Raw genomic sequence first — 24094 nt, 5'->3', positions numbered from 1 at the left:
TGAATTTCAGGCCGTCAGCTTCAGGCCGGCAATACCAGCGATAATCAGCAGGATACAGCCGATCCGGATCGCCGTTGCCGGCTCGGAAAACAGCACGATGCCGAGAATGACCGTGCCGACCGTGCCGATCCCGGTCCAGACGGCATAGGCGGTTCCGAGCGGCAATGTCCGCACGGCAAGCCCCAGAAGAACGACGCTCGCGACCATCGAACCGGCGGTGAGAACAGTCGGCACCAATTTGGTGAAGCCTTCGGTGTATTTGAGACCGATCGCCCAGCCGATTTCGAGAAGTCCGGCGATAAACAACAATATCCAGGCCATTTTATAACTCCGTCACAAGGAGCGAGGCCGTCCCCGCGGTTGTTTGGGCAAGAGCAATACGCCCCCGCCTGCAGCCGTCTGCTTGCCCCTCTATGCCATCTGCCGCGTTATCGGGCAAGCGCGCGCGCTCATGGCTGATAGAGCGACCTGTAGCAAACAGGGTGATTATCCGCGTTCCTTCCGAAGCTTCGACCACCAGTCGAGCCGCTTGCGGATATCGCGTTCAAAACCGCGTTCGGGCGGATCGTAAAAGGTCTTGCGGCCCATTTTTTCGGGAAAATAGTCCTGGCCGGAGAAGGCATCCGGTTCATCATGGTCGTAGCGATAGCCCTCGCCATACCCTTCGCCCTTCATCAGCTTGGTCGGTGCATTGAGGATATGCTTGGGCGGCAACAGTGAGCCATGCTCCTTTGCCGCCCGCATCGCAGCCTTGTAGGCGGTATAGACGGCATTCGACTTCGGCGCCGTCGCCAGATAGACGCAGGCCTGCGCCAGCGCCAGTTCGCCCTCCGGCGAACCGAGATAGTCATAGGCGTCCTTGGCGGCATTGCAGACGACAAGCGCCTGCGGATCGGCAAGGCCGATATCCTCGACCGCCATGCGCACCAGCCTGCGGCCAAGATAGAGCGGATCCTCGCCGGCATCGAACATCCGGCAGAGGTAATACAGGGCAGCATCTGGATCGGAACCGCGTACCGCCTTGTGCAGCGCCGAAATCAGATTGTAGTGTCCGTCCTGACCCTTGTCATAGACGGGCGCACGCCGCTGGACGATGTCCTGAACGGCCGTTGCATCGAACACTTCGCCCTTGCGAGCCGCACGCCAGACTTCCTCGGCCAAAGTCAGCACGGCCCGGCCATCGCCATCGGCCATGCGCAGCAGGCTCGCACGGGCATCCGCGTCAAGCGGCAGAGCCCTGCCCTCCGCCGCCTCCGCACGGACAAGAAGTTCGGCAAGGCTTGCCTCGTCATGCGGCTTGAAGGTCAATACGCGGGCCCGCGACAAAAGCGCGGCGTTAAGCTCGAAGGACGGGTTTTCGGTGGTCGCACCCACGAGAATGACAGTTCCGTCTTCCATGACGGGCAGGAAACTGTCCTGCTGGGCGCGGTTGAAGCGATGGATCTCGTCGACGAACAGAAGCGTCTGGCGGCCGGACATGCGCCGCGCCCGCGCGCCCTCAAAAACGCGTTTCAGATCGGCGACGCCGGAAAAGATCGCGGAGATCTGTTCAAAGGCGAGCCCCGCCTCCCCGGACAGCAAGCGCGCCACGGTGGTCTTTCCGGTTCCCGGCGGGCCCCAGAAGATCATCGACCCCAGAGAACCGGAAGCGATCATGCGCGCGAGAACACCGTCCTCGCCCGTCAGATGCGCCTGCCCCGACACCTGCGCCAGCGTCTGCGGTCGCAGCCGATCGGCCAGCGGACGCTTGGCGCCCATGCCCGGTGGCTCGCTGGCTGCGAAAAGATCGCTCATCGGAAGAATTGCCGGATGCGTTGTCCGTTGCGCTCGATTTCGACGCGCCACAGCGAGGGATCGGCGCCTGCGACCGTCTCCAGCGTCGCCGACGTGTCGATCGCGGTACCGTTGATGGCGATGATGATGTCCTTGGGCTGGAAGCCGACGCGCGCCGCCGGCGAACCACGATTGACCTCGGTAATAACCACGCCCTGCGAAGCCGTCGACATGCGCAACTCATCGGCCAGTCGTGGTGACAGATTGGCCACAACAGCACCCGCAAACGGCGTGCGTCCCTCGATCAGCCGTTCGTCGCGCGGCGATGTCTCGGGCGCCCGGGCGAGTGTCATCGTCACATCATGCTGCTTGCCGTTGTCGCTGACGCTCAGCTTTGCCTCCTGGCCAATGCCGACCGTCGTCAGGCGATAGCCCAGCGCATCCGGATGCTCGACAGAAATGCCGTTGACAGCCACGATCACCTGCCCCGGCTTGAGGCCGGCCTTGTCAGCTGGTCCATCCTCGACTACGGCACTCACCAGTGCGCCGCGGGCCCGATCCAGTCCCAGCGCTTCGGCGACTTCGGATGTGACTGGCTCGAAGCTGGCGCCGATATAGGGGCGCACGAAGCTGCCATTGCCGCCTTCCGCCGAAGCGACGAAAACCTTGACCAGATTGGCCGGAATGGCAAAGCCGACACCATTCGAGCCGCCACCACGCGAAAAGATCGCCGTGTTGATGCCGATCAATTCGCCGTTCATGTTAATCAATCCGCCACCGGAATTGCCGGGATTGATGGCCGCATCGGTCTGGATGAAGAAACCGAAATCGCCACTGCTCACCTGGTTGCGGGCCAGCGCCGAAACGATACCGCTGGTCACTGTCTGGCCGACCCCGAACGGATTGCCGATCGCCAAAACCAGATCACCGACCTCGACCGCATCCGAATCGCCGAGCGGAACGGTTTCGAAGGGCGCATCGGACTGGATTTTCAGTACGGCCAGATCGAGGCGCTCGTCCTTCAGGATAACCTTGCTCTCGAACTCGCGGCCATCCGCCAGAGCCACCTTGATATCGTCGGCGCCTTCAATGACGTGATTGTTGGTGACGACAATGCCGTTGCCGCCGACGATTACGCCGGAGCCGAGCGAGGACTGCTTTTCCGAGCGGTTCGGCATGCGCTGGCCAAAGAACTGCTGGAAGAACGGATCATCGGCAAACGGCGACCGGCTCTGCACCGTCTTTTCGGCATAGACGTTGACGACGGCATTGGCCGTCTGCTTGACCAGCGGCGAAAAGGACAGCTGCATTTCCGTGCGGCTCTGCGGCACGGTCTTGGCCGCAACCGGTGTCGTCACCGCGCCCGTGGTTATCGGCTCGATCTGATTTTCTGCGGCGTCAGCCGGGACGCCGAAGTGAACAATGCCGGCCGCAAGCCCGAGGGCGGCAAGGCTGGAGAGAACGAGAAGACGGGGTGAACGAAACAAGCGTGTCATACTGGTAAATCCTGCGGCGGAAGGAAACAGATAGGACGTCAGGCTTAAAAAGCAAAGACGGCGGAAGCGTGAAACTGCAAACGCGGCCCCCGACAGCCCTTCGCATTGCGATAAAGACCGACCATTGCCAAAACGCAAAACAGCCGGGCTTGCGGCCCGGCTGTTTTGTTGTCCCGGCAAACCGGAATGGCTTAAGCGGCTTCGGCAGCTTCTGCTTCGGCAGCAACGCGTGCGATGTCCTTCGAGCCCTTGGCCGAAGTGTCGCGGTCAACGAATTCGATGACAGCGAGTGCTGCGTTGTCGCCGTGACGGAAGCCGGCCTTCATGATGCGAAGGTAGCCGCCGTTGCGGGTTGCGTAGCGTGTCGCGATGGCATCGAACAGCTTGCCGACGACAGCAACGTCACGGATCTGCGAGATGGCCTGGCGGCGGGCATGAAGATCGCCCTTCTTGCCGAGCGTGACGAGCTTTTCGACGATCGGACGAATTTCCTTTGCCTTCGGCAAGGTCGTGACGATCTGCTCATGTTCGATGAGCGAAGCAGCCATGTTGGCAAACATTGCCTTACGGTGGCTGGCGGTCCGGTTCAGCTTGCGGCCGGCTTTCTTGTGGCGCATGGCTATTCTCCTTTAGTGCAGGTTCCCTTGATCTGTGGGCCTGCCGTTTCCTGGCACATACAGGCATCCCTATTTTCTAGGGGCCTGCTGTTTGACGGGGAAAGGCAGAGGGTTAACCTGCCTTTGCTGTTTTCAATACTGGTCTTCGTAGCGCTTTGCGAGATCTTCGATGTTCTCGGGCGGCCATGCGGGCACTTCCATGCCGAGGTGCAGGCCCATGGAAGCGAGAACTTCCTTGATTTCGTTCAGCGACTTGCGGCCAAAGTTCGGAGTGCGAAGCATTTCCGCTTCGGTCTTCTGAATGAGGTCGCCGATATAGACGATGTTGTCGTTCTTCAGGCAGTTCGCCGAACGGACAGACAGTTCCAGTTCGTCGACCTTCTTGAGAAGGGCCGGGTTGAACGCCAGTTCGGTAACGGCTTCTTCTTCGGCTTCCTTCTGCGGTTCGTCGAAGTTGACGAAAACGCCGAGCTGGTCCTGAAGGATGCGGGCCGCGAAAGCGACTGCATCTTCACCGGTGACCGAACCATCGGTCTCGATCTGCATCGACAGCTTGTCGTAGTCGAGAACCTGGCCTTCACGGGTGTTTTCCACCTTGTAGGACACTTTCTTGACCGGCGAATACAGGCTGTCGACCGGGATGAGGCCGATCGGTGCATCTTCCGAGCGGTTGCGATCGGCAGGAACATAGCCCTTGCCGTTGCTGACCGTGAATTCCATGCGGATCTCGGCGCCCTCGTCGAGGGTGCAGATCACATGGTTCGGATTGAGGATCTCGATGTCGCCAACCGTCTGGATGTCACCAGCCGTCACAACACCTGGGCCCTGCTTGCGAACGACCATGCGCTTGGAATCGTCGCCGTCCATCTTGATGGCGATTTCCTTGATGTTCAGCACGATGTCGGTGACATCTTCGCGAACACCCGGGATCGACGAGAACTCATGCAGAACGCCGTCGATCTGCACCGCCGTCACGGCAGCACCGCGCAGCGACGACAGAAGCACGCGACGCAGCGCGTTGCCCAGCGTCAGGCCGAAACCACGCTCGAGCGGCTCGGCAACAAGGCTGACCTTGGTGCGGCCGGTCGAGGTGAACTCGACCTTGTTCGGCTTGATCAGTTCCTGCCAGTTTTTCTGAATCATATGTTTTGCCTTCCGTTCGTTGCCACTATCCAATCGTGGCAACCGAGCCTTGAAGCGCCGGAGGAGGATGAGCCCCTGCCGGCTTGACGAATAAAGCGATTAAACGCGACGCTTCTTGCGCGGGCGGCAACCATTGTGCGGGATCGGGGTCACGTCACGGATCGAGGTGATCATGAAGCCGGCAGCCTGCAGGGCGCGCAGAGCCGATTCGCGACCGGAACCCGGGCCGCAGACTTCGACTTCAAGCGTCTTCATGCCGTGTTCCTGGGCCTTCTTGGCCGCATCTTCAGCAGCCATCTGGGCTGCGAACGGAGTCGACTTACGCGAGCCCTTGAAGCCCTTGGCGCCGGCCGACGACCAGGCAATCGCGTTGCCCTGTGCGTCCGTGATGGTGATCATCGTGTTGTTGAACGACGAATTGACGTGGGCAACGCCCGTAGAAATGTTTTTCCGCTCGCGACGGCGAACGCGTGTGGCTTCCTTGGCCATGGTATACCTTTCGTTGATCTCTGCACCGCCGTAGTTCCAGCGGCTCCACCGGGAAAGACTGACGCCCTTCCCTAGATGTCAAAAAGCGCAGCAGGCCAAAGGCCCGTTGCGCGGCGATATCGTCACTGCCGTTATTCCAGCAGCTCCACCGGACGGGCACGCATGGCGCCTGTCCGAAACTACAAAAGAGGCCGGCGACGGGCGCCAGCCTCGAGTACTTCCCTTGCAGGAAATTACTTCTTCTTGCCGGCGATCGCCTTTGCCGGACCCTTGCGGGTGCGGGCATTGGTGTGCGTGCGCTGGCCACGAACCGGAAGCGAACGACGGTGACGCAGACCGCGGTAGCAGCCCAGGTCCATCAGACGCTTGATGTTCATCGAGGTCTCGCGGCGAAGATCGCCTTCAACCTGGTAATCACGGTCGATTGCCTCGCGGATCTGAAGAACTTCAGCATCCGTCAGTTGGTGCACACGACGTTCAGCCGGGATACCGACCTTCTCGACGATTTCCTGTGCGAATTTCGCTCCAATCCCGTGAATGTAGCGAAGCGCAATTACTACGCGCTTGCTCGTCGGGATGTTGACGCCAGCGATACGTGCCACGCCTATTCTCCTTGCGTTCCAGTTGCCATCCGGCAATAGGTGCTTCGTTGTGCCGCTCCGAAAAGCGACCTGTGAAAGTAAAGTTCGGGACACGTCGAGAACGACCGCACCCGGACTTCGTTTTTTCGAAATCCGCGCCGATCGCTTGCATATCGCGAGTTAGCGCGGTCTTTAGCGGAATCGGAGGCCAAAAGTCAACCTTTGCCGCTGGTTTATTTTCCGGGCTCAGAGCCCGGAAAGAATAGCCTTGATATCGGCGGTCACCTTGTCGATGTCCGCCATCCCGTCAACCGTCTTCAACTTGCCCTTGGCATAGTAGTAGCCGATCAGCGGCGAGGTGTCCTTGTAGTAGGACTGGAGCCGCGTCCGCACCGTTTCCGGATTGTCATCGGCCCGACGCTTGAACTGCGTCGACCCGCATTTGTCACACACCCCTTCAACCTTCGGCTTCAGGTTCGTGTCATGATAGCCCGCACCACAGTTTGCGCAGGTATAGCGGCCGGCGACACGATCGACGAGAACGTCGTCGTTCACCCGCAGCTCGATCACCACGGACAGATCCATGCCCTTAGCAGAAAGAATCGATTCGGTCGCATCAGCCTGGATTAAAGTCCGGGGAAAACCATCAAGAATAAATCCCTCAGCACAATCCGGCTGATCGATCCGCTCCGAGACGATCGCATTGACGATCTCGTCGGACACGAGTTTGCCGGCATCCATCACAGCCTTCGCGCGCTTGCCGACTTCCGTCTGCTGGACGACCGCTGCACGCAGCATGTCGCCCGTGGAAAGCTGCGGAATACCATAGGTTTCCACGATCCGCTGGGCTTGGGTTCCCTTGCCCGCCCCCGGCGGCCCCAAAAGTATCAGTCTCATCGTCCCCTCTTCCCTCCACGCAGCTTTGATTTCTTGATCAACCCCTCATACTGCTGGGCAATCAGGTGACCCTGTATCTGTGCTACAGTATCAAGGGTGACGCTGACAACAATCAAAAGCGACGTACCACCAAGGTAGAACGGCACACCGGTCTGCGCGATCATCACTTCGGGAAGAATACAAACGAACATCAGGTAGATTGCGCCGACGACCGTGACGCGGGTCAGGACGTAATCGATATATTCAGCGGTGCGCTCACCTGGCCGGATGCCGAGGATGAAGCCGCCATGCTTCTTCAGATTGTCGGCCGTGTCCTTCGGGTTGAAGACGATGGCTGTGTAGAAGAAGGCAAAGAAGGCGATCATGGCGCCATAGAGGACCATGTAGAGAGGCTGGCCGTGGCCGAGGGCGGCGACGATGGTCGTTGCCCAGCCCGGCATGTTGCTCGTATTGGCAAAGCCAGCGATGGTTGCCGGCAGCAGCAGTAGCGACGAGGCAAAGATCGCCGGAATAACGCCGGCCGTGTTCAGCTTCAAAGGCAGGTGCGAGGTGTCGCCCTGGAACATCTTGTTGCCGACCTGGCGTTTTGGATACTGGATCAACAGGCGCCGCTGGGCGCGCTCCACGAAGACGATCAGCGCAATGACGCCGATGACCATGACGATGATCGCCAGGATGATCGGGGTGGACAGAGCGCCTGTGCGGCCGAGTTCGAGCGTGCTGGCCAGCGCTGTCGGCAGATGCGCGACGATACCGGCGAAAATGATCAGCGAAATGCCGTTGCCGATGCCGCGCGAGGTGATCTGCTCGCCAAGCCACATCAGGAACATCGTGCCGCCCAGAAGCGAGATCACCGTTGAAATGCGGAAGAACCAGCCCGGATCGACAACCAGGCCACTGCCGCTCTCAAGCCCTACGGCGATGCCATAGGCCTGCATCGTGCCAAGCAGCACCGTGCCGTAGCGCGTGTACTGGTTGATGACCTTGCGGCCCTGCTCGCCTTCCTTCTTCAGCTGCTCCAGCGAGGGAACAACGGACGTCATGAGCTGGACGATGATCGAGGCCGAGATATAGGGCATGATGCCGAGGGCGAAGATCGCCATGCGCTCGACGGCGCCGCCCGAAAACATGTTGAAAAGGCCGAGAATGCCGCCACTCTGGCCCTGGAAGGCCTGTGCAAAGGCTTCCGGGTTGAGACCGGGAAGCGGAATATAGGTGCCGAGACGGTAAACCAGAAGCGCGCCGAGGGTGAACCAGAGGCGCTTTTTCAGATCTTCCGCCTTGGCGAAAGTTGAAAAATTCAGGTTTGAGGCGAGCTGTTCCGCTGCAGAAGCCATGCAATTCTCCGCGTAACCCATGTTGGAACCCGCGGGAAAACCCGGTCAGTTCCGGTAGAGGTTATGTTCTTTGTGTGAAGACCGGCTCGGAAAAAGACTGCAGCAGCAATCATTGGCCTCACCCGGCTCCCGTTTAATGTCTGCGACCGGCTCTGGCCAGCCACGAATCCGTGAGGCTCTCATATGGGAGCAAAACCGCCCGGTGTGAAGCACTCCGGGCGGCCTATCCGTAAACTATTATTCAGCAGCGCCCGAAAGCAGCTTGATCGAGCTGCCGGACTTTTCGATCTTTTCGATCGCAGGCTTGGACGCGCCGGCAACTTCGATCGTTACCTTCGTCGTCAGTTCGCCGTCAGCGAGAACGCGGACGCCGTCCTTGGCACGACGGATGACGCCGGCAGCCTTGAGCGACGCGGCATCGACAGTCTTGGAAGCGTCAAGCTTCTTGGCGTCGATGGCAATCTGGATGCGGCCGAGCGACACGACAACAAAATCCGAACGGAAGATGTTGTTGAAGCCGCGCTTTGGCAGACGACGGTAGATGGGCATCTGGCCGCCTTCGAAGCCATTGATGGCGACGCCGGAACGGGCCTTCTGGCCCTTGACGCCGCGACCAGCAGTCTTGCCGGAGCCCGAGCCGATACCGCGACCGAGACGCTTGCGGTTCTTGGTAGAACCTTCATTGTCCTTGATTTCATTCAGTTTCATGACTGTATCCCCCTCACTTCTCGTCGACGACGCGGACGAGATGCTGGACGGCACGGATCATGCCACGGACGGAAGGTGTATCTTCCAGCGTGCGAACCCGGTGCATCTTGTTCAGTCCGAGACCGATCAGCGTTGCGCGCTGGACGGCCGGACGGCGGATGGGGCTACCGATCTGTTCGACGGTAACCGTTGCCTTTTCAGACACTGTGGTTGCTTTCTTGGCCATTGTTCAGGCTCCCTTATTCTTCGGAAGCAACGCCGGCGGACGTACGACGGGCCTGCAGAGTGGCGAACTTCATGCCACGCTGTGCCGCGATGTCCTTCGGGTGCATCTGGTTCTTGAGGGCGTCGAACGTGGCGCGAATCATGTTGTACGGGTTGGAAGAACCCGTCGACTTCGCAACAACGTCGTGCATGCCGAGCGTTTCGAAAACAGCGCGCATCGGACCACCGGCGATGATGCCGGTACCAGCCTTGGCAGCACGCAGCAAAACCTTGCCGGCGCCGTGACGGCCGTGGACGTCGTGATGAAGCGTGCGGCCCGAGCGCAGCGGAACGAAGATCAGTTCGCGCTTGGCAGCTTCGGTGGCCTTGCGGATGGCTTCCGGCACTTCACGTGCCTTGCCGTGACCGAAGCCAACGCGGCCCTTCTGGTCGCCGACGACGACGAGAGCAGCAAAGCCGAAACGACGGCCGCCCTTGACGACTTTTGCGACGCGGTTGATTGCGACGAGCTTATCGACGAATTCGCTGTCGCGCTCCTCGCGGTTCTGGCGATCGTCGCGAGAACCTCTTTTTTCTTGTGCCATTGTCCTTTTCCTTTTTCTTTTCCGGTGCAATCGGCAGATTGACAAAAAGTCGCCCCGCTCGTGCGAAGGAGCGGTAGCGACGCGCTTTTATGAAAAGCGGTTCGATGATCCGCCCAGGCAGGCCCGGACGGATATCATCTTGAAGACCAGTGCGGCCCGGACGCGTTCACGCGAACGCACGGCGCACTAGAAGTTCAGGCCACCCTCGCGGGCTGCCTCGGCGAGCGCCTTGACGCGGCCGTGATAGATGAAGGCGCCACGATCAAAGACAACGTCCTTGATGCCGGCCTTCGAAGCGCGCTCTGCGAGGAGCTTGCCAACGGCGGCAGCTGCCGCCGTGTCGGCGCCGGTCTTCAAAGACGGGCGCAGATCGGTGTCGAGTGTCGAGGCGGACGCGATGGTCTTGCCTGCAACATCGTCGATAACCTGTGCGTAGATGTTCTTCGACGAGCGATGAACCGACAGGCGAAGACGGCCATTGGCCACCTTCTTGATTTGACGGCGCACGCGGCTGGCGCGGCGCACAAGAGTCTCTTTCCTTGTAGCCATTTCGCGTGATCCTTACTTCTTCTTGCCTTCTTTGCGGATGATCCGCTCGCCGGCATACTTGACACCCTTGCCCTTGTAGGGCTCGGGGCCACGGTACTCGCGGATTTCCGCGGCGACCTGGCCGACCTGCTGCTTGTTGATGCCGGTGACGACGATTTCCGTCGGCTTCGGCACAGCAATGGAGATGCCTTCCGGCGGCTGGTAGACGACGTCATGGCTGAAGCCGAGCGCCAGCTGAAGGTTCTTGCCCTGCAGCGATGCACGATAGCCGACGCCGTTGATTTCGAGCTTGCGCTCGTAACCATCCTTGACGCCCTTGAAGATGTTTTCGATCATCGTGCGGGACATGCCCCACTTTGAGCGAGCATTCTTGGACTGGTCAACCGGGGTCACCGACACCGCATTGTTGTCTTCCAGCTTAACGAGCACTTCGTCATTTGCGACAAAGAAGAGTTCACCCTTCGGGCCCTTGGCAGTCACTTTTTGGCCATCAATCGTGGCCGTGACACCTGCAGGAACCGGAACGGGTTTTTTACCGATACGAGACATTGTTCAACCTGTCTGTCCGTTATGGAGATCACTGAACCGTATTAGAATACGGAGCAGAGAACCTCACCGCCAACGTTCTGTTCACGTGCCTGGTGATCAGCCATCACACCCTTCGGAGTCGAAAGGATAGTGATGCCGAGACCGTTCGCGACCTGCGGAATGGACTTCACCGAGACATAAACTCGGCGGCCCGGCTTCGATACGCGGCCGATCTCACGGATCACCGACGCACCTTCGTAGTATTTCAATTCGATGTTGATCTCGGCCTTGCCGTTACCAAATTCGACTTCGGAGTATCCACGGATGTAGCCTTCAGCCTGAAGGACATCCAGAACGCGGGCGCGCAGCTTGGAAGCCGGGGTCGAAACCACCGACTTGCGGCGTGCAGCACCGTTGCGGATACGTGTGAGCATATCGCCCAGCGGATCTGTCATTGCCATGTGCCCGTCTCCTTACCAGCTCGACTTGACAATACCCGGCACCTTGCCGAAATTGCCGAGTTCGCGAAGCGCAATACGCGACATCTTGAGTTTGCGATAATATGCGCGCGGGCGGCCGGTCACTTCGCAGCGATTGCGAACCCGGGTCTTGGATCCGTCACGCGGCAGGCTGGCCAGCTTCAGGGTTGCCTTGAACCGCTCTTCGATCGGAAGAGACTGGTTCATGATCGTTGCCTTGAGGGCTGCCCGTTTCGAGGCTTCCTGGGCAACCGACTTACGGCGGCGGTTGTTCTTTTCAACTGCGCTCGTTTTCGCCATTAAACTTTATCCTTCTGCTTGTCGTTACGGCTTACTGGCGGAACGGGAAGTTGAACTCTGTGAGCAGAGCGCGTGCTTCGTCGTCGTTCGTTGCCGTCGTGCAAACGATGATGTCCATGCCCCACATCTGATCAACCTTGTCGTAGTTGATCTCCGGGAACACAATGTGCTCCTTGATGCCCATGGCGAAGTTGCCACGGCCGTCAAAGCTTTTCGGATTCAGGCCGCGAAAGTCGCGAACGCGCGGAAGCGCGATGTTGATCAGACGGTCCAGGAATTCGTACATGCGAACGCCGCGAAGGGTTACCTTGGCGCCGATCGGCATTTCTTCGCGCAGCTTGAAGCCGGCGATCGATGTGCGTGCGCGTGTGATGACCGGCTTCTGGCCAGCGATCATCGCGAGGTCGGCAGCAGCGACCGTGGGCTTCTTGCTGTCGGCGGTCGATTCGCCAACACCCATGTTGATGACGATCTTGTCGAGACGCGGGATCTGCATGACGTTTGCATAGGAGAACTTCTCCTGCATCGCCTGCGAGATACGCTCGACATAGGCCGTTTTCAGACGGGGCTCATACTTCTTGGTGTCAGCCATCGATCACTTCTCCCGAACGCTTGGCCACGCGGACCTTCTTGCCGTCCTCAAGAACCTTGAAGCCGACGCGGGTCGGCTTGCCGTCCTTGTCTGCAACCCCGAGGTTGGACAGGTGAATGGAGGCTTCCTTGTTGATGATGCCAGCTTCCTGAGCCTGGGTCTGGCGCTGGTGACGCTTCACCATGTTCACGCCACGCACAACGGCACGGTCTTCTTTTGGCAACACTTGAATGACTTCACCGGAACGACCCTTGTCCTTGCCAGTGAGTACGACGACCTTGTCGCCCTTACGAATCTTTTGCATCTCTATCGCTCCTTACAGCACTTCTGGAGCCAGCGAGATGATCTTCATGTGGTTCTTGGCGCGAAGTTCGCGCGGAACCGGTCCGAAGATACGGGTGCCGATCGGCTCTTTCTTGTTGTCGATAAGAACAGCTGCGTTGTTATCGAAACGGATGACGCTGCCATCCGGACGACGGATGTCCTTGGCGGTGCGTACAACAACCGCCTTCATCACGTCACCCTTCTTGACGCGGCCCCGCGGGATCGCTTCCTTGATCGAAACGACGATAATGTCGCCGACCGAAGCGTACTTGCGCTTGGAGCCGCCCAGCACCTTGATGCACATGACACGACGTGCGCCGGAATTATCCGCCACGTCGAGGTTTGTTTGCATCTGAATCATGTCAGGTCGCCTTCTTGTTGTGACCGGACCGGTTGGGCCCACTCCTTCAGATGGAGGGCCCCCTGTTCCAGCTTCTGAAATTTCTGTCTTCGCGCGGGATCGATCGTGCCAGGGTGGTTTCCTGAAAACAGGACCTTCCGTGCGCTAAAGCAAAAGAACGCCCGAGGTGCGAGCGTTCTTGTGCTGCTTCATACAGAATTTCGCGCCTGGCGCAAGGGCCAGACGCGGTTCTTCCGTAAATTAAGCCTGGGCGACCACCACCGTCCAGGTCTTGTCCTTGGAAATCGGGGCGCATTCCTGAATGGAAACGGCGTCGCCGACCTTGTACTGATTGTTTTCGTCATGCGCCTTGTACTTCTTGGACCGACGAACGGTCTTCTGGAAGATCGGGTGCGCGAATCGACGCTCGACGAGAACCACTACGGTCTTGTCGTTCTTGTCGCTGACGACGGTGCCCTGCAGAATGCGTTTTGGCATATTCTTAGATCCTTAAGCCTTGGCTTCTGCCGCCTTCTGGCGGGCAATGGTTTTGACGCGCGCAATGTCCTTACGGACTTCATTGATGCGCGACGACTTTTCGAGCTGGCCGGTGGCCTTCTGGAAGCGCAGGTTGAACTGCTCCTTCTTCAGGCTGGCGAGCTGTTCGTTGAGCTGATCGGCGCTAAGCGCCCGAACGTCTGTGGCTTTCATGGGGCTTTACTCCTTACTCTGCAATGCGCTGAACGAAGCGCGTCTTGACAGAGAGTTTCGCAGCACCAAGGCGAAGAGCCTCACGGGCGAGTTCTTCGCTGACGCCGTCGATTTCGAACATCATTCGGCCGGGCTTGACCTTGCAAGCCCAATATTCAACCGAACCCTTACCTTTACCCATACGCACTTCGGTCGGCTTAGCCGTGACCGGAACGTCTGGGAATACGCGGATCCAAACACGGCCCGCGCGCTTCATGTGACGCGTGATCGCGCGGCGGGCCGCTTCGATCTCGCGTGCATTCACACGATTCGGTTCCTGAGACTTCAGGCCGAACTCGCCGAATGCGAGGTCGGAACCGCCCTTGGCGACGCCCTTGATGCGTCCCTTGAACTGCTTGCGGTATTTCGTACGCTTTGGCTGCAACATTTTTTTAATTCTCCGATATCGGCTGCCAGATGCGCCTGTTACGCGTTTTCACGACGGCGGTTGTTGGAAGCAGCACCCTGTGCATCGTTTTCGGACGCGCGGCGTTCGGAAGCCATCGGATCATGCTCAAGGATTTCGCCCTTGAAGATCCAGACCTTGATACCGCAGATGCCGAAAGCCGTCTTGGCTTCAGCAACACCGTAGTCGATGTCGGCGCGCAGCGTGTGCAACGGCACCCGACCTTCGCGGTACCATTCGGTACGGGCGATTTCAGCACCGCCGAGACGGCCGCCGCAGGTGATCTTGATGCCTTCTGCGCCGAGACGCATAGCTGACTGAACCGCACGCTTCATGGCACGACGGAAAGCCACGCGGCGTTCGAGCTGCTGGGCAATGCCCTGGGCAACGAGCGTCGAGTCGAGTTCCGGCTTGCGCACTTCAACGATGTTGAGGTGCGTTTCCGACTTGGTCATCTCGGCGATCTTCTTGCGCAGCTTTTCGATGTCTGCGCCCTTCTTGCCGATGATGAGACCCGGGCGAGCCGAGTGGATCGTGACGCGGCACTTCTTGTGCGGACGCTCGATAACCACCTTGGCGATGCCGGCCTGCTTCAGCTCTTCCATGATGAAAGCGCGGATCTTCAGGTCTTCGTGCAGCAGCTGACCGTATTCGGCATTGTCCGCGAACCAGCGGCTATCCCAGGTACGGTTGATGCCGAGGCGGAAACCGATTGGATTGATCTTCTGACCCATTATGCGGCCTCCCCTTTGGCTTCGACTTCACGAACAACGATCGTCAAGTGCGAGAACGGCTTTTCGATGCGCGATGCGCGACCGCGGCCACGGGCGTGGAAACGCTTCATGGTGATCGACTTGCCAACGTAGGCTTCGGCGACAATCAAGCTGTCGACGTCGAGATCGTGGTTGTTCTCGGCATTTGCAATGGCGGACTGAAGGGTCTTCTTGACCGTGTCCGAGATGCGCTTGCGGGAGAATTCCAGTTCGGCCAGAGCGCGTTCAACCTTCTTGCCGCGGATCATCGCAGCGACCAGGTTGAGCTTCTGGGGGCTGACACGGATCGTGCGCGCGATCGCCTGCGCTTCATTATCCTTCAGCCGGCGTTCGGCTTTTGCCTTACCCATGATTACTTCCTCTTTGCCTTCTTGTCCGCACCGTGACCGTAATAGGTCCGGGTCGGAGAGAATTCACCGAACTTGTGACCGACCATGTCTTCGTTGACACTGACCGGAATGTGCTTGCTGCCGTTGTAGACGCCGAACGTGAGACCGACGAACTGCGGCAGGATGGTGGAGCGACGGCTCCACATCTTGATCACTTCGTTACGACCGCCTTCACGAACCTTCTCAGCCTTCTTGAGAAGATAGCCGTCAACAAACGGACCTTTCCATACTGAACGAGCCATTGGAGACTTCCTCTCTTACTTCTTACGCTGATGACGCGAGCGCATGATGAACTTGTCTGTCGACTTGTTCGAACGCGTCCGCTTGCCCTTGGTGGGCTTGCCCCAAGGCGAAACCGGATGACGACCACCCGAGGTGCGGCCTTCACCACCGCCGTGCGGATGGTCAACAGGGTTCATGACGACACCGCGAACATGCGGCATCTTGCCGCGCCAACGTGAACGACCGGCCTTGCCGTCGTTGATGTTGCCGTGATCGGGGTTCGAGACAGCACCGATCGTTGCAAGGCAGGAGCCGTGCACCAGGCGCTGTTCGCCGGAGTTGAGACGAAGGATCGCCATGCCCTGGTCACGACCGACCAGCTGGACATAGGCGCCGGCCGAACGGGCGATCTGCCCACCCTTGCCCGGCTTCATCTCGACGTTGTGAACGATCGAACCAACCGGCATGAACTGCAGCGGCATGGTGTTGCCCGGCTTGACGTCGACGGCCTTGTCGGAAGCGATGACCTTGTCGCCGGCAGCAAGACGCTGCGGAGCGATGATGTAGGCCTGTTCGCCGTCGGCATAGGTGATCAGCGCAATGAAGGCTGTACGGTTCGGGTCGTATTCAAGGCGCTGGACTGTGCCTTCAATGTCGAACTTGCGACGCTTGAAGTCGACCAGACGGTAGGTCCGCTTGTGACCGCCGCCCTGGAAGCGCACCGTGATGCGACCCAGGTTGTTACGGCCGCCCTTGGAGGACAGGCCTTCCGTCAGCGACTTGACCGGCTTGCCCTTATGCAGGCCGGACCGATCGACGATAACCAGCTGACGCTGGCTTGGTGTCGTCGGATTGAAACTTTTCAATGCCATTTTCTTGTTCCCTTTTGGGTCTGTACCCGGGGTTTGTAACCGCGCTGGGTCTAACCTTTAGAGGCCGGTGGAGATGTCGATCGACTGACCGTCCGCGAGCGTGACGATTGCCTTCTTGACATCCTTCTGCTTGCCGACAAAGCCGCGGAAACGCTTGGTCTTGCCCTTGCGAAGCAGCGTGTTCACAGCCGTCACCTTGACGCCGAACAGAGCTTCGATGGCAGCCTTGATTTCCGGCTTCGAGGCGCCCTTGGCGACGTTGAAGACCATCTGGTTCTGCTCGGACAAGAGCGTCGACTTTTCGGTGATCGAAGGAGATACGATCACATCATAGTGGCGAAGATCCGTCATTTGAACCGCTCCTCGAGGGCTTCAACCGCTGCCTTGGAAAGCACGAGCTTGCCGCGACGCAGGATGTCGTAAACATTGATGCCCTGAACCGGCAGGACGTCCACATTCGGGATGTTCTGGGCTGCGAGCTTGAAATTGCTGTCCAGCTCGGCGCCGCCGATGAACAACACGTTGGTCAGGCCCATCGAGGCGAATGCACCGGTCAGCGCCTTTGTCTTGGCTTCCGCCGCAACCAGGTCGTCGATGATGATCAGCTCTTCGGCACGAAGCTTGGCCGACAGCGCATGGCGAAGGCCAAGCGCGCGAACCTTCTTCGGCAGGTCATGGGCATGGCTGCGAACAACCGGGCCGTGGGCCTTGCCGCCGCCGCGGAACTGCGGAGCGCGAGCGGAGTGGTGACGAGCGCGGCCCGTACCCTTCTGCTTGAACATCTTGGCACCGGTGCGAGCGATTTCCGCACGGGTCTTGGACTTGTGCGTGCCCTGCTGCTTCTTGGCGAGCTGCCAGCGAACAACACGAGCGATAATGTCCGAACGCGGCTCGAGGCCGAAGATTGCGTCAGAAAGGGAGACCTTTCCAGCGTCTTTACCCTCAAGGGTGGTGACGGTGAGATCCATTATTCGGCTCCCTCGGTTACTGCAGTGCGGAGTGCTGCCGGGCGCGGAGCGCTTTCCGGAATACCCGACTTGATGGCGTCGCGAACGACAATCCAGGAACCCTTGGAGCCGGGAACGGCACCCTTGACGAGGATCAGGCCGCGATCTTCATCGGTCGACACGACTTCGAGGTTCTGTGTGGTGATGCGGGTCTGGCCCATGTGGCCAGCCATGCGCTTGCCCTTCCAGACGCGGCCCGGATCCTGGTTCGAACCGGTCGAACCATGCGAGCGGTGCGAAACGGACACGCCGTGCGTTGCACGAAGACCGCCGAAGTTATGGCGCTTCATGGCACCGGCGAAACCCTTACCGACCGAGGTACCGGTCACGTCGACCAGCTGGCCGGCGATGAAGTGGCTTGCGGTGATTTCCGAGCCGACGTCGATCAGGTTGTCCGTGGACACACGAAATTCGACCAGCTTTGCCTTGGGCTCGACGCTTGCAGCAGCGAAATGGCCACGCATGGCCTTCGGGGTATTCTTGACCTTGGCCGTGCCAGCACCGAGCTGAACTGCCGTGTAGCCATTCTTGTCGTCTGTGCGCTGGGCTACCACCTGGCAGTTTTCCATCCGCAACACTGTTACCGGAATATGTTCACCAGCGTCGTTATAGACGCGGGTCATACCCACTTTCTGTGCAATCACACCTGAACGCATCGGTTCATTCCTCTTGAGAGTTAGTGTCCGGGCGAACCCTTCCACACCTCTTGTTTAAGGTTTCCCTCGCCTCCTTGCGGAAACTCGGGTCGCCCGTTTCTGGAAGCCGTTGGACCGAAATCCACGTACCTTCCTTGTTTTTAAAGCTTGATTTCCACATCAACGCCGGCAGCGAGGTCGAGCTTCATCAGCGCGTCAACGGTCTGCGGTGTCGGGTCGACGATGTCGAGCAGACGCTTGTGCGTGCGCATCTCGAACTGTTCGCGGCTCTTCTTGTCGACGTGGGGCGAGCGGTTCACAGTGAACTTCTCAATCCGTGTCGGCAGCGGAACCGGGCCGCGGACCGAAGCACCCGTGCGCTTGGCCGTCGAAACGATTTCCCGCGTGGAGGCATCAAGAATCCGGTGATCAAACGCCTTCAGGCGGATGCGGATGTTCTGGCCATTCATTCGAGTTATCCTTGTTCTTGTTAGGCGACAGCCTTTTGCAAGGCGGTTCGTCATTCGTTTCCGGGCGCTGATGCTTCAAAGAGCACAAAGGACAAATCGACCTCTGTCTTAAATCTGCAAAATCGACCCGCACATATACGGAATCGGCGCCGGACACAATGGCCGAACGCCTACGGCAGCGCGATTTTTTCGCGCTACCGCCAATTCGAGAGGCATACCGTCAAACAGCATGCTTCGACCAACTGATGATCCGGAATCGGCGCTTCTAAACGCCGATTCCAACCGAGTAAATCTACTCGACGATGGAGCCTACAATTCCGGCGCCGCGTGCAGATCGCGCTTGCGCGCCATCTGCACAGTCCTGGATGCGTCGGCAGCTTTCACCACCGTCGCCCGTCGATTACTCGACGATCGAGGCGACGATGCCGGCGCCGACGGTACGACCGCCTTCGCGGATCGCGAAGCGCAGCTTTTCTTCCATCGCGATCGGAACGATCAGCTCGACGGCAACCGTGACGTTATCGCCAGGCATGACCATTTCCGTGCCTTCCGGAAGCGACACGATGCCGGTCACGTCCGTCGTGCGGAAGTAGAACTGCGGACGATAGTTGGTGAAGAACGGTGTATGACGACCGCCCTCTTCCTTCGTCAGTATGTAGGCTTCAGCCATGAACTTCTTGTGCGGCTTGACCGAACCCGGCTTGCACAGGATCTGGCCACGCTCGACGCCGTCACGGGTGACGCCGCGGATCAGCGCGCCGATGTTGTCGCCGGCCTGGCCCTGGTCGAGCAGCTTGCGGAACATTTCAACGCCGGTCACCGTCGTCTTGGTGGTGGCGCGGATGCCGACGATTTCGACTTCTTCACCAACCTTGACGATGCCGCGCTCAACGCGACCGGTCACAACCGTACCACGACCCGAGATCGAGAACACGTCTTCGATCGGCAGCAGGAACGGCAGGTTGATCGGACGCTCAGGCGTCGGGATGTAGGCGTCGACAGCAGCCATCAGCTCGCGGATCGAGTCTTCACCGATCTTCTTGTCCGAATCTTCAAGCGCGGCCAGAGCCGACCCCTTGACGATCGGGATGTCGTCGCCCGGGAAATCGTACATCGACAGGAGTTCGCGCACTTCCAGCTCGACGAGCTCGAGAAGTTCGGCGTCGTCAACCTGGTCGACCTTGTTCAGGAACACGACGATCGCGGGAACGCCGACCTGACGGGCAAGCAGGATGTGCTCGCGGGTCTGCGGCATCGGGCCGTCGGCTGCCGAGCAAACCAGGATCGCGCCGTCCATCTGCGCTGCACCGGTGATCATGTTCTTGACGTAGTCGGCGTGGCCGGGGCAGTCAACGTGGGCATAGTGACGGGCAGTCGTCTCGTATTCGACGTGCGCCGTCGAGATGGTGATGCCGCGCGCCTTTTCTTCCGGGGCAGCGTCGATCTGGTCATACGCCTTGTATTCGCCGAAATACTTCGTGATCGCTGCCGTCAGTGACGTCTTGCCATGGTCGACGTGGCCAATCGTGCCAATGTTGACGTGCGGCTTGTTGCGCTCAAATTTGCTCTTTGCCATTTCCGGCTCTCCGTTTTGTGACCCCGCAAGGGGGTAATTCTATGTTTCTGTCAACTGGCTGAAGATAGTCCGATCACTTCTGACCGGAATACTTCGCCTGGATTTCCTGCGACACGTTCGACGGAACCGGCGCATAGTGATCGAAGGTCATGGTGTACTGTGCACGGCCCTGGCTCATCGAGCGAAGGTTATCCACGTACTTGAACATGTTCGCGAGCGGAACGTTGGCGTTGATCACAACGGCGATGCCGCGCGACTCCTGCCCCTGGATCTGACCGCGACGCGAGTTCAGATCGCCGATCACGTCACCGACGTAATCTTCCGGCGTTACCACTTCGACCTTCATCATCGGCTCAAGCAACTGAGCGCCAGCCTTCTTGGCCGCTTCACGGAAGCAGGCGCGGGAGGCGATTTCGAAGGCCAGAACCGAAGAGTCGACATCATGGAAGGCACCGTCGATGAGCGTCGCCTTGACGCCCAGCATCGGGAAGCCGGCCAGCGGACCCGAAGACAGAACGCTCTCGATGCCCTTCTGGACGCCGGGGATGTATTCCTTCGGGATCGTGCCGCCGACAATCTTCGACTCGAACTTGAAGTCGTCGCCATCGGGGTTTGGTTCGAAAATGATCTTGACGCGCGCGAACTGGCCGGTACCACCGGACTGCTTCTTGTGCGTGTAGTCTTCCTCGTGCTTCCTCGTGATCGATTCACGGTAGGCAACCTGCGGCGCGCCGACGGTCGCTTCAACCTTGAATTCGCGGCGCATGCGGTCGACGAGAATGTCGAGGTGAAGTTCACCCATGCCAGCAATGATCGTCTGGCCGGATTCTTCATCCGTCTTGACGCGGAACGAAGGATCTTCAGCAGCGAGGCGATTGAGCGCGAGGCCCATCTTTTCCTGGTCGCCCTTGGTCTTCGGCTCGATCGCGATCTGGATGACCGGCTCGGGGAATTCCATGCGCTCGAGGATAACCTGGTTCAGCGGATCGCAGAGCGTGTCGCCGGTGGTGGTTTCCTTGAGGCCTGCGAGGGCAACGATGTCGCCGGCAAAGGCTTCTTCGATGTCTTCACGGGAATTGGAATGCATCTGCAGCATGCGACCAACGCGCTCGCGCTTTTCCTTGACCGTGTTCATCACCGACGTGCCCTTTGTGAGCTTGCCGGAATAGATACGGGCGAAGGTGAGCGAACCGACGAAAGGGTCGTTCATGATCTTGAAGGCGAGCATCGACAATGGCTCTTCATCCGAAGGATGACGGGCAATTTCAGCTTCGGTCTTCACATCGATGCCCTTGATCGACGGAATGTCGAGCGGCGACGGCAGATATTCGACGACGGCGTCGAGCAAAGGCTGAACGCCCTTGTTCTTGAAGGCCGTACCGCAGAACATCGGGTGGAACTTGACGTCGATGGTGCCGCGGCGAACGAGCGCACGAATCTGCTCATTGTCAGGCATAATACCGTTCAGGTAGTTTTCGGTAGCGACTTCATCGATATCGACGACCTGCTCGATCATCTTCTCGCGATATTCCGCTGCCTTTTCCTTCATGTCATCAGGGATCTCGACAACATCCCACTGGGCGCCGAGCTGTTCATCGCGCCAGACGAGAGCATTCATCTCGATCAGATCGATAACACCCTTGAACTCTGTTTCCGCACCGATCGGCAACTGCATGACGACGGCGATGGCACCAAGACGGGTCTTGATCATCTCAACCGAGCGGTAGAAATCCGCGCCGGTCTTGTCCATCTTGTTGCAGAAGATCATCCGCGGGACGTTGTACTTCTCAGCCTGACGCCAGACGGTTTCCGTCTGCGGCTCTACACCGGCGTTGGCGTCGAGCAGCGCAATTGCGCCGTCGAGAACACGCAGCGAGCGCTCGACTTCAATGGTGAAGTCGACGTGGCCGGGGGTGTCGATGATGTTGAAGCGACGCATCTTGCCATCGCGACCCTTCCAGTAGGTCGTCGTGGCAGCGGACGTGATGGTGATACCACGTTCCTGCTCCTGCTCCATCCAGTCCATGGTGGCGGCGCCATCGTGAACTTCACCGATCTTGTGCGACTTGCCTGTGTAATACAGGATACGCTCGGTTGTCGTGGTCTTGCCGGCGTCGATATGCGCCATGATACCGAAATTGCGGTAGTCTTCGATTTTGTATTCGCGAGCCATACAGGACTCCTTTCGAGACGTTGGTTTCGGTTACCAGCGATAATGCGAGAATGCGCGGTTGGCGTCGGCCATCTTGTGCGTGTCTTCACGCTTCTTGACGGCGGAGCCACGATTGTTCGCAGCGTCCATGAGTTCGCCGCAGAGGCGATCGATCATGGTGGTTTCGTTGCGCTTGCGGGCAGCAATGATCAGCCAGCGAATGGCGAGAGCCTGACGGCGCTCGGGACGAACGTCGACCGGGACCTGGTAGGTTGCACCACCAACGCGGCGCGAACGCACTTCGACGTGCGGTGCGATGTTGTCGAGGGCCGAATGGAAGACCGTAACCGGCTCCTGCTTCAGCTTCGCCTGGACCGCATCGAAAGCACCGTAGACGATGGTTTCGGCAACCGACTTCTTACCATGAAGCATGATGGCGTTCATGAACTTGGTGACGACCAGATCGCCGAACTTCGGGTCCGGATTGATCTCGCGCTTTTCTGCACTATGACGACGGGACATACGTTTTGTCTCTCAATTGTTAGATGGCGCCTCAACACGCGGAGAACCTCGCGCAGCGCCTGATCGTGGAAACCGAATTGCTTCGGACGCCCTCTTACTTCGGACGCTTTGCGCCGTACTTCGAGCGGCGCTGCTTGCGGTTCTTGACACCCTGGGTATCGAGAACACCACGAATGATGTGGTAGCGAACGCCCGGCAAGTCCTTGACGCGGCCGCCGCGGATCATCACCACGGAGTGTTCCTGAAGGTTGTGGCCTTCACCTGGAATGTAGCCGATGACTTCGAAGCCGTTGGTCAGGCGAATCTTGGCAACCTTACGCAGAGCCGAGTTCGGCTTCTTCGGGGTCGTCGTGTAAACGCGCGTGCAAACGCCACGCTTCTGCGGGTTTTCCTGCAGAGCAGGAACCTTGTTGCGCTTTACCTGTGCCTGACGCGGCTTGCGGATCAGCTGGTTTACGGTAGGCATATAACCATCCCTTACAAATTCTGTCTCATTACCCTTGCGGGCGGATCGATGCCGTCTCCGGCGGTTTCGAACGCCTGATAAATGCGCAAACAAGGACCTATCCGCCTTTCAGCAGATGGCCCGCGAAAGCAGAGGACGCCCTGTCAGGCGTCGTGCGTGCAGCATTTTGGTCTTCAGCGTGCGTTTTGGAACCTTGTTTGAGGCGAACTTCAGAACGTGTCGTTCCGAACCAGCCAGCCTCACATGGGCTCCGATGCGGCGGGGTGTACTGATTTAAGGGCCTGTCGTCAAGGGCGATTCATAAATAATCTTGGCGTCGGGAGCCGCACATCCCTGCAAAACAAGGCTTTCCGAGGGGTATGCGTTCCAATTCGGGCGCGACGGCGACAGGAATGGAACGCCCTTGCCGTGGCGTTAAAGAATCATAAATCAATTTGCGTTCGATCGCAAAGAAACACGGCAAACTGGAAGAATCGGTGTGTTCGCGCAAAACGATTCTGTTGCAGCGCATTTTTTCTGGGCACCGCTGCATGTTTCGCGATAACGTCAAAGCCTGAAAATTTCGAAAGAGGACAGAGCCCATGCCTGCGACCCCGGACAATGACAACTCCTTTGACGGCCCGATGGTGTTCATCATCATCGGCAAGGCCTATGAGCAGGACGGCGACAAGGAAGGCGTGGACATCCATGTGATGCTGCGCGCACCGGACGACGACACGGCCGTCCGTGAGGCCCTGAACGCGCTTGCCGAGGAAGGCTTCCTGGAGGCTGATCTCGACCAGATCGGCACGATGGAGGACGTTCCGGATGAAGAACCGCATGCCTCCGCCTACAAGGGTGCACTCACCGGCGAAGTGGCGATCATCCGTTTCGGATAATTCCCGGATCCCTT

The 24094-nt window shown here is 59.0% G+C and carries 34 protein-coding genes and 1 pseudogene; 1 reads left to right on the top strand and 34 read right to left on the bottom strand.

Features of this window, described 5'->3' with window-relative positions:
- Nucleotides 1–6 precede the first annotated feature (6 nt).
- The 34 genes and pseudogenes from sugE to rpsL form a co-directional block, all read right to left on the bottom strand.
- On the bottom strand, nucleotides 7–321 hold the full coding sequence (sugE, locus tag AX760_RS10285) for a quaternary ammonium compound efflux SMR transporter SugE (protein WP_071832790.1): 315 nt from the start codon (nucleotides 319–321) through the stop codon (nucleotides 7–9).
- Nucleotides 322–486: 165 nt separating this feature from the next.
- Entirely contained in the window at nucleotides 487–1794 is a 1308-nt protein-coding gene (locus tag AX760_RS10280; RefSeq protein ID WP_071832789.1) for a replication-associated recombination protein A, read from the bottom strand.
- Nucleotides 1791–3113: pseudogene (locus AX760_RS10275) on the bottom strand (DegQ family serine endoprotease); the annotation flags it as partial. The pseudogene AX760_RS10275 and the gene AX760_RS10280, both read right to left, overlap by 4 nt.
- Before the next feature lie 347 nt (nucleotides 3114–3460).
- Entirely contained in the window at nucleotides 3461–3886 is a 426-nt protein-coding gene (gene rplQ, locus AX760_RS10270) for a 50S ribosomal protein L17 (protein ID WP_071832788.1), read from the bottom strand.
- Nucleotides 3887–4018: 132 nt separating this feature from the next.
- The gene (locus AX760_RS10265) at nucleotides 4019–5029 is read right to left on the bottom strand and encodes a DNA-directed RNA polymerase subunit alpha (protein ID WP_071832787.1); all 1011 of its coding nucleotides are present in this window, start codon (nucleotides 5027–5029) and stop codon (nucleotides 4019–4021) included.
- 99 nt (nucleotides 5030–5128) lie between these two features.
- Nucleotides 5129–5518, bottom strand: coding sequence for a 30S ribosomal protein S11 (gene rpsK, locus AX760_RS10260; protein WP_071832786.1), 390 nt, complete (start codon nucleotides 5516–5518; stop codon nucleotides 5129–5131).
- A 233-nt stretch (nucleotides 5519–5751) separates the two neighbouring features.
- Nucleotides 5752–6120 (bottom strand): 30S ribosomal protein S13, encoded by a 369-nt coding sequence (gene rpsM, locus AX760_RS10255; RefSeq protein WP_071832785.1) that lies wholly within the window; start codon nucleotides 6118–6120, stop codon nucleotides 5752–5754.
- Between the two features lie 225 nt (nucleotides 6121–6345).
- Nucleotides 6346–6996, bottom strand: a complete 651-nt coding sequence (locus AX760_RS10250; protein WP_071832784.1) for an adenylate kinase — start codon at nucleotides 6994–6996, stop codon at nucleotides 6346–6348.
- A complete protein-coding gene (secY, locus tag AX760_RS10245) occupies nucleotides 6993–8333 on the bottom strand; it encodes a preprotein translocase subunit SecY (protein WP_071832783.1) in 1341 nt (446 codons plus the stop codon). Before secY ends, AX760_RS10250 begins: the two co-directional genes overlap by 4 nt.
- A 237-nt stretch (nucleotides 8334–8570) precedes the next feature.
- Nucleotides 8571–9041 (bottom strand): 50S ribosomal protein L15, encoded by a 471-nt coding sequence (rplO, locus tag AX760_RS10240; RefSeq protein ID WP_071832782.1) that lies wholly within the window; start codon nucleotides 9039–9041, stop codon nucleotides 8571–8573.
- Between the two features lie 13 nt (nucleotides 9042–9054).
- Nucleotides 9055–9267: a 50S ribosomal protein L30 gene (gene rpmD, locus AX760_RS10235; protein WP_071832781.1), complete on the bottom strand. Its 213-nt coding sequence runs from the start codon at nucleotides 9265–9267 to the stop codon at nucleotides 9055–9057.
- A 13-nt stretch (nucleotides 9268–9280) separates the two neighbouring features.
- The gene (rpsE, locus tag AX760_RS10230) at nucleotides 9281–9850 is read right to left on the bottom strand and encodes a 30S ribosomal protein S5 (RefSeq protein ID WP_071832780.1); all 570 of its coding nucleotides are present in this window, start codon (nucleotides 9848–9850) and stop codon (nucleotides 9281–9283) included.
- A gap of 186 nt (nucleotides 9851–10036) precedes the next feature.
- Complete coding sequence (rplR, locus tag AX760_RS10225) at nucleotides 10037–10399, bottom strand: 50S ribosomal protein L18 (protein ID WP_071832779.1); 363 nt, start codon at nucleotides 10397–10399, stop codon at nucleotides 10037–10039.
- 12 nt (nucleotides 10400–10411) lie between these two features.
- The gene (rplF, locus tag AX760_RS10220) at nucleotides 10412–10948 is read right to left on the bottom strand and encodes a 50S ribosomal protein L6 (RefSeq protein ID WP_071832778.1); all 537 of its coding nucleotides are present in this window, start codon (nucleotides 10946–10948) and stop codon (nucleotides 10412–10414) included.
- A 41-nt stretch (nucleotides 10949–10989) separates the two neighbouring features.
- Nucleotides 10990–11388, bottom strand: a complete 399-nt coding sequence (gene rpsH / locus AX760_RS10215; RefSeq protein ID WP_071832777.1) for a 30S ribosomal protein S8 — start codon at nucleotides 11386–11388, stop codon at nucleotides 10990–10992.
- Between the two features lie 12 nt (nucleotides 11389–11400).
- Nucleotides 11401–11706: a 30S ribosomal protein S14 gene (rpsN, locus tag AX760_RS10210; RefSeq protein WP_071832776.1), complete on the bottom strand. Its 306-nt coding sequence runs from the start codon at nucleotides 11704–11706 to the stop codon at nucleotides 11401–11403.
- A gap of 31 nt (nucleotides 11707–11737) precedes the next feature.
- Nucleotides 11738–12298 carry a 50S ribosomal protein L5 gene (rplE, locus tag AX760_RS10205; protein WP_071832775.1) on the bottom strand — a complete coding sequence of 187 codons (561 nt, stop codon included), beginning with the start codon at nucleotides 12296–12298 and terminating at the stop codon, nucleotides 11738–11740.
- Entirely contained in the window at nucleotides 12291–12602 is a 312-nt protein-coding gene (rplX, locus tag AX760_RS10200) for a 50S ribosomal protein L24 (protein ID WP_071832774.1), read from the bottom strand. The genes rplE and rplX overlap by 8 nt, the downstream gene beginning before the upstream one ends.
- Before the next feature lie 12 nt (nucleotides 12603–12614).
- Nucleotides 12615–12983 (bottom strand): 50S ribosomal protein L14, encoded by a 369-nt coding sequence (gene rplN / locus AX760_RS10195; protein WP_018328276.1) that lies wholly within the window; start codon nucleotides 12981–12983, stop codon nucleotides 12615–12617.
- Between the two features lie 240 nt (nucleotides 12984–13223).
- On the bottom strand, nucleotides 13224–13460 hold the full coding sequence (gene rpsQ / locus AX760_RS10190; RefSeq protein ID WP_071832773.1) for a 30S ribosomal protein S17: 237 nt from the start codon (nucleotides 13458–13460) through the stop codon (nucleotides 13224–13226).
- 12 nt (nucleotides 13461–13472) lie between these two features.
- A complete protein-coding gene (gene rpmC / locus AX760_RS10185) occupies nucleotides 13473–13673 on the bottom strand; it encodes a 50S ribosomal protein L29 (protein WP_071832772.1) in 201 nt (66 codons plus the stop codon).
- A gap of 13 nt (nucleotides 13674–13686) precedes the next feature.
- A complete protein-coding gene (gene rplP, locus AX760_RS10180) occupies nucleotides 13687–14100 on the bottom strand; it encodes a 50S ribosomal protein L16 (RefSeq protein WP_018239489.1) in 414 nt (137 codons plus the stop codon).
- Nucleotides 14101–14138: 38 nt separating this feature from the next.
- The gene (gene rpsC / locus AX760_RS10175) at nucleotides 14139–14852 is read right to left on the bottom strand and encodes a 30S ribosomal protein S3 (protein ID WP_071832771.1); all 714 of its coding nucleotides are present in this window, start codon (nucleotides 14850–14852) and stop codon (nucleotides 14139–14141) included.
- A complete protein-coding gene (gene rplV, locus AX760_RS10170) occupies nucleotides 14852–15241 on the bottom strand; it encodes a 50S ribosomal protein L22 (protein WP_071832770.1) in 390 nt (129 codons plus the stop codon). Before rplV ends, rpsC begins: the two co-directional genes overlap by 1 nt.
- Before the next feature lie 2 nt (nucleotides 15242–15243).
- The gene (gene rpsS, locus AX760_RS10165; RefSeq protein ID WP_071832769.1) at nucleotides 15244–15522 is read right to left on the bottom strand and encodes a 30S ribosomal protein S19; all 279 of its coding nucleotides are present in this window, start codon (nucleotides 15520–15522) and stop codon (nucleotides 15244–15246) included.
- A gap of 15 nt (nucleotides 15523–15537) precedes the next feature.
- Nucleotides 15538–16374, bottom strand: coding sequence for a 50S ribosomal protein L2 (gene rplB, locus AX760_RS10160; protein WP_071832768.1), 837 nt, complete (start codon nucleotides 16372–16374; stop codon nucleotides 15538–15540).
- Between the two features lie 57 nt (nucleotides 16375–16431).
- Nucleotides 16432–16725, bottom strand: coding sequence for a 50S ribosomal protein L23 (locus AX760_RS10155; RefSeq protein WP_071832767.1), 294 nt, complete (start codon nucleotides 16723–16725; stop codon nucleotides 16432–16434).
- Nucleotides 16722–17342 carry a 50S ribosomal protein L4 gene (gene rplD / locus AX760_RS10150; RefSeq protein ID WP_071832766.1) on the bottom strand — a complete coding sequence of 207 codons (621 nt, stop codon included), beginning with the start codon at nucleotides 17340–17342 and terminating at the stop codon, nucleotides 16722–16724. The genes AX760_RS10155 and rplD overlap by 4 nt, the downstream gene beginning before the upstream one ends.
- A complete protein-coding gene (gene rplC, locus AX760_RS10145) occupies nucleotides 17342–18037 on the bottom strand; it encodes a 50S ribosomal protein L3 (RefSeq protein WP_071832765.1) in 696 nt (231 codons plus the stop codon). The genes rplD and rplC overlap by 1 nt, the downstream gene beginning before the upstream one ends.
- A gap of 140 nt (nucleotides 18038–18177) precedes the next feature.
- Nucleotides 18178–18486 (bottom strand): 30S ribosomal protein S10, encoded by a 309-nt coding sequence (rpsJ, locus tag AX760_RS10140; RefSeq protein WP_003507767.1) that lies wholly within the window; start codon nucleotides 18484–18486, stop codon nucleotides 18178–18180.
- 400 nt (nucleotides 18487–18886) lie between these two features.
- Nucleotides 18887–20062: an elongation factor Tu gene (gene tuf / locus AX760_RS10135; protein WP_071832764.1), complete on the bottom strand. Its 1176-nt coding sequence runs from the start codon at nucleotides 20060–20062 to the stop codon at nucleotides 18887–18889.
- A gap of 73 nt (nucleotides 20063–20135) precedes the next feature.
- On the bottom strand, nucleotides 20136–22235 hold the full coding sequence (gene fusA / locus AX760_RS10130) for an elongation factor G (protein ID WP_071832763.1): 2100 nt from the start codon (nucleotides 22233–22235) through the stop codon (nucleotides 20136–20138).
- A 30-nt stretch (nucleotides 22236–22265) separates the two neighbouring features.
- Nucleotides 22266–22736, bottom strand: a complete 471-nt coding sequence (rpsG, locus tag AX760_RS10125; protein WP_071832762.1) for a 30S ribosomal protein S7 — start codon at nucleotides 22734–22736, stop codon at nucleotides 22266–22268.
- A 94-nt stretch (nucleotides 22737–22830) separates the two neighbouring features.
- Entirely contained in the window at nucleotides 22831–23202 is a 372-nt protein-coding gene (rpsL, locus tag AX760_RS10120) for a 30S ribosomal protein S12 (protein ID WP_003507760.1), read from the bottom strand.
- A gap of 581 nt (nucleotides 23203–23783) precedes the next feature.
- On the opposite strand from rpsL, the gene AX760_RS10115 reads away from it, so the two are divergent.
- Entirely contained in the window at nucleotides 23784–24080 is a 297-nt protein-coding gene (locus AX760_RS10115; RefSeq protein ID WP_071832761.1) for a transcriptional regulator, read from the top strand.
- Nucleotides 24081–24094: the final 14 nt, after the last annotated feature.

This window comes from Pararhizobium antarcticum (assembly GCF_001885585.1).
Lineage (GTDB): Bacteria > Pseudomonadota > Alphaproteobacteria > Rhizobiales > Rhizobiaceae > Pararhizobium > Pararhizobium antarcticum.
Note: the sequence above shows the minus strand (reverse complement) of the source record. Positions and strands in the feature narration are given on the sequence as shown.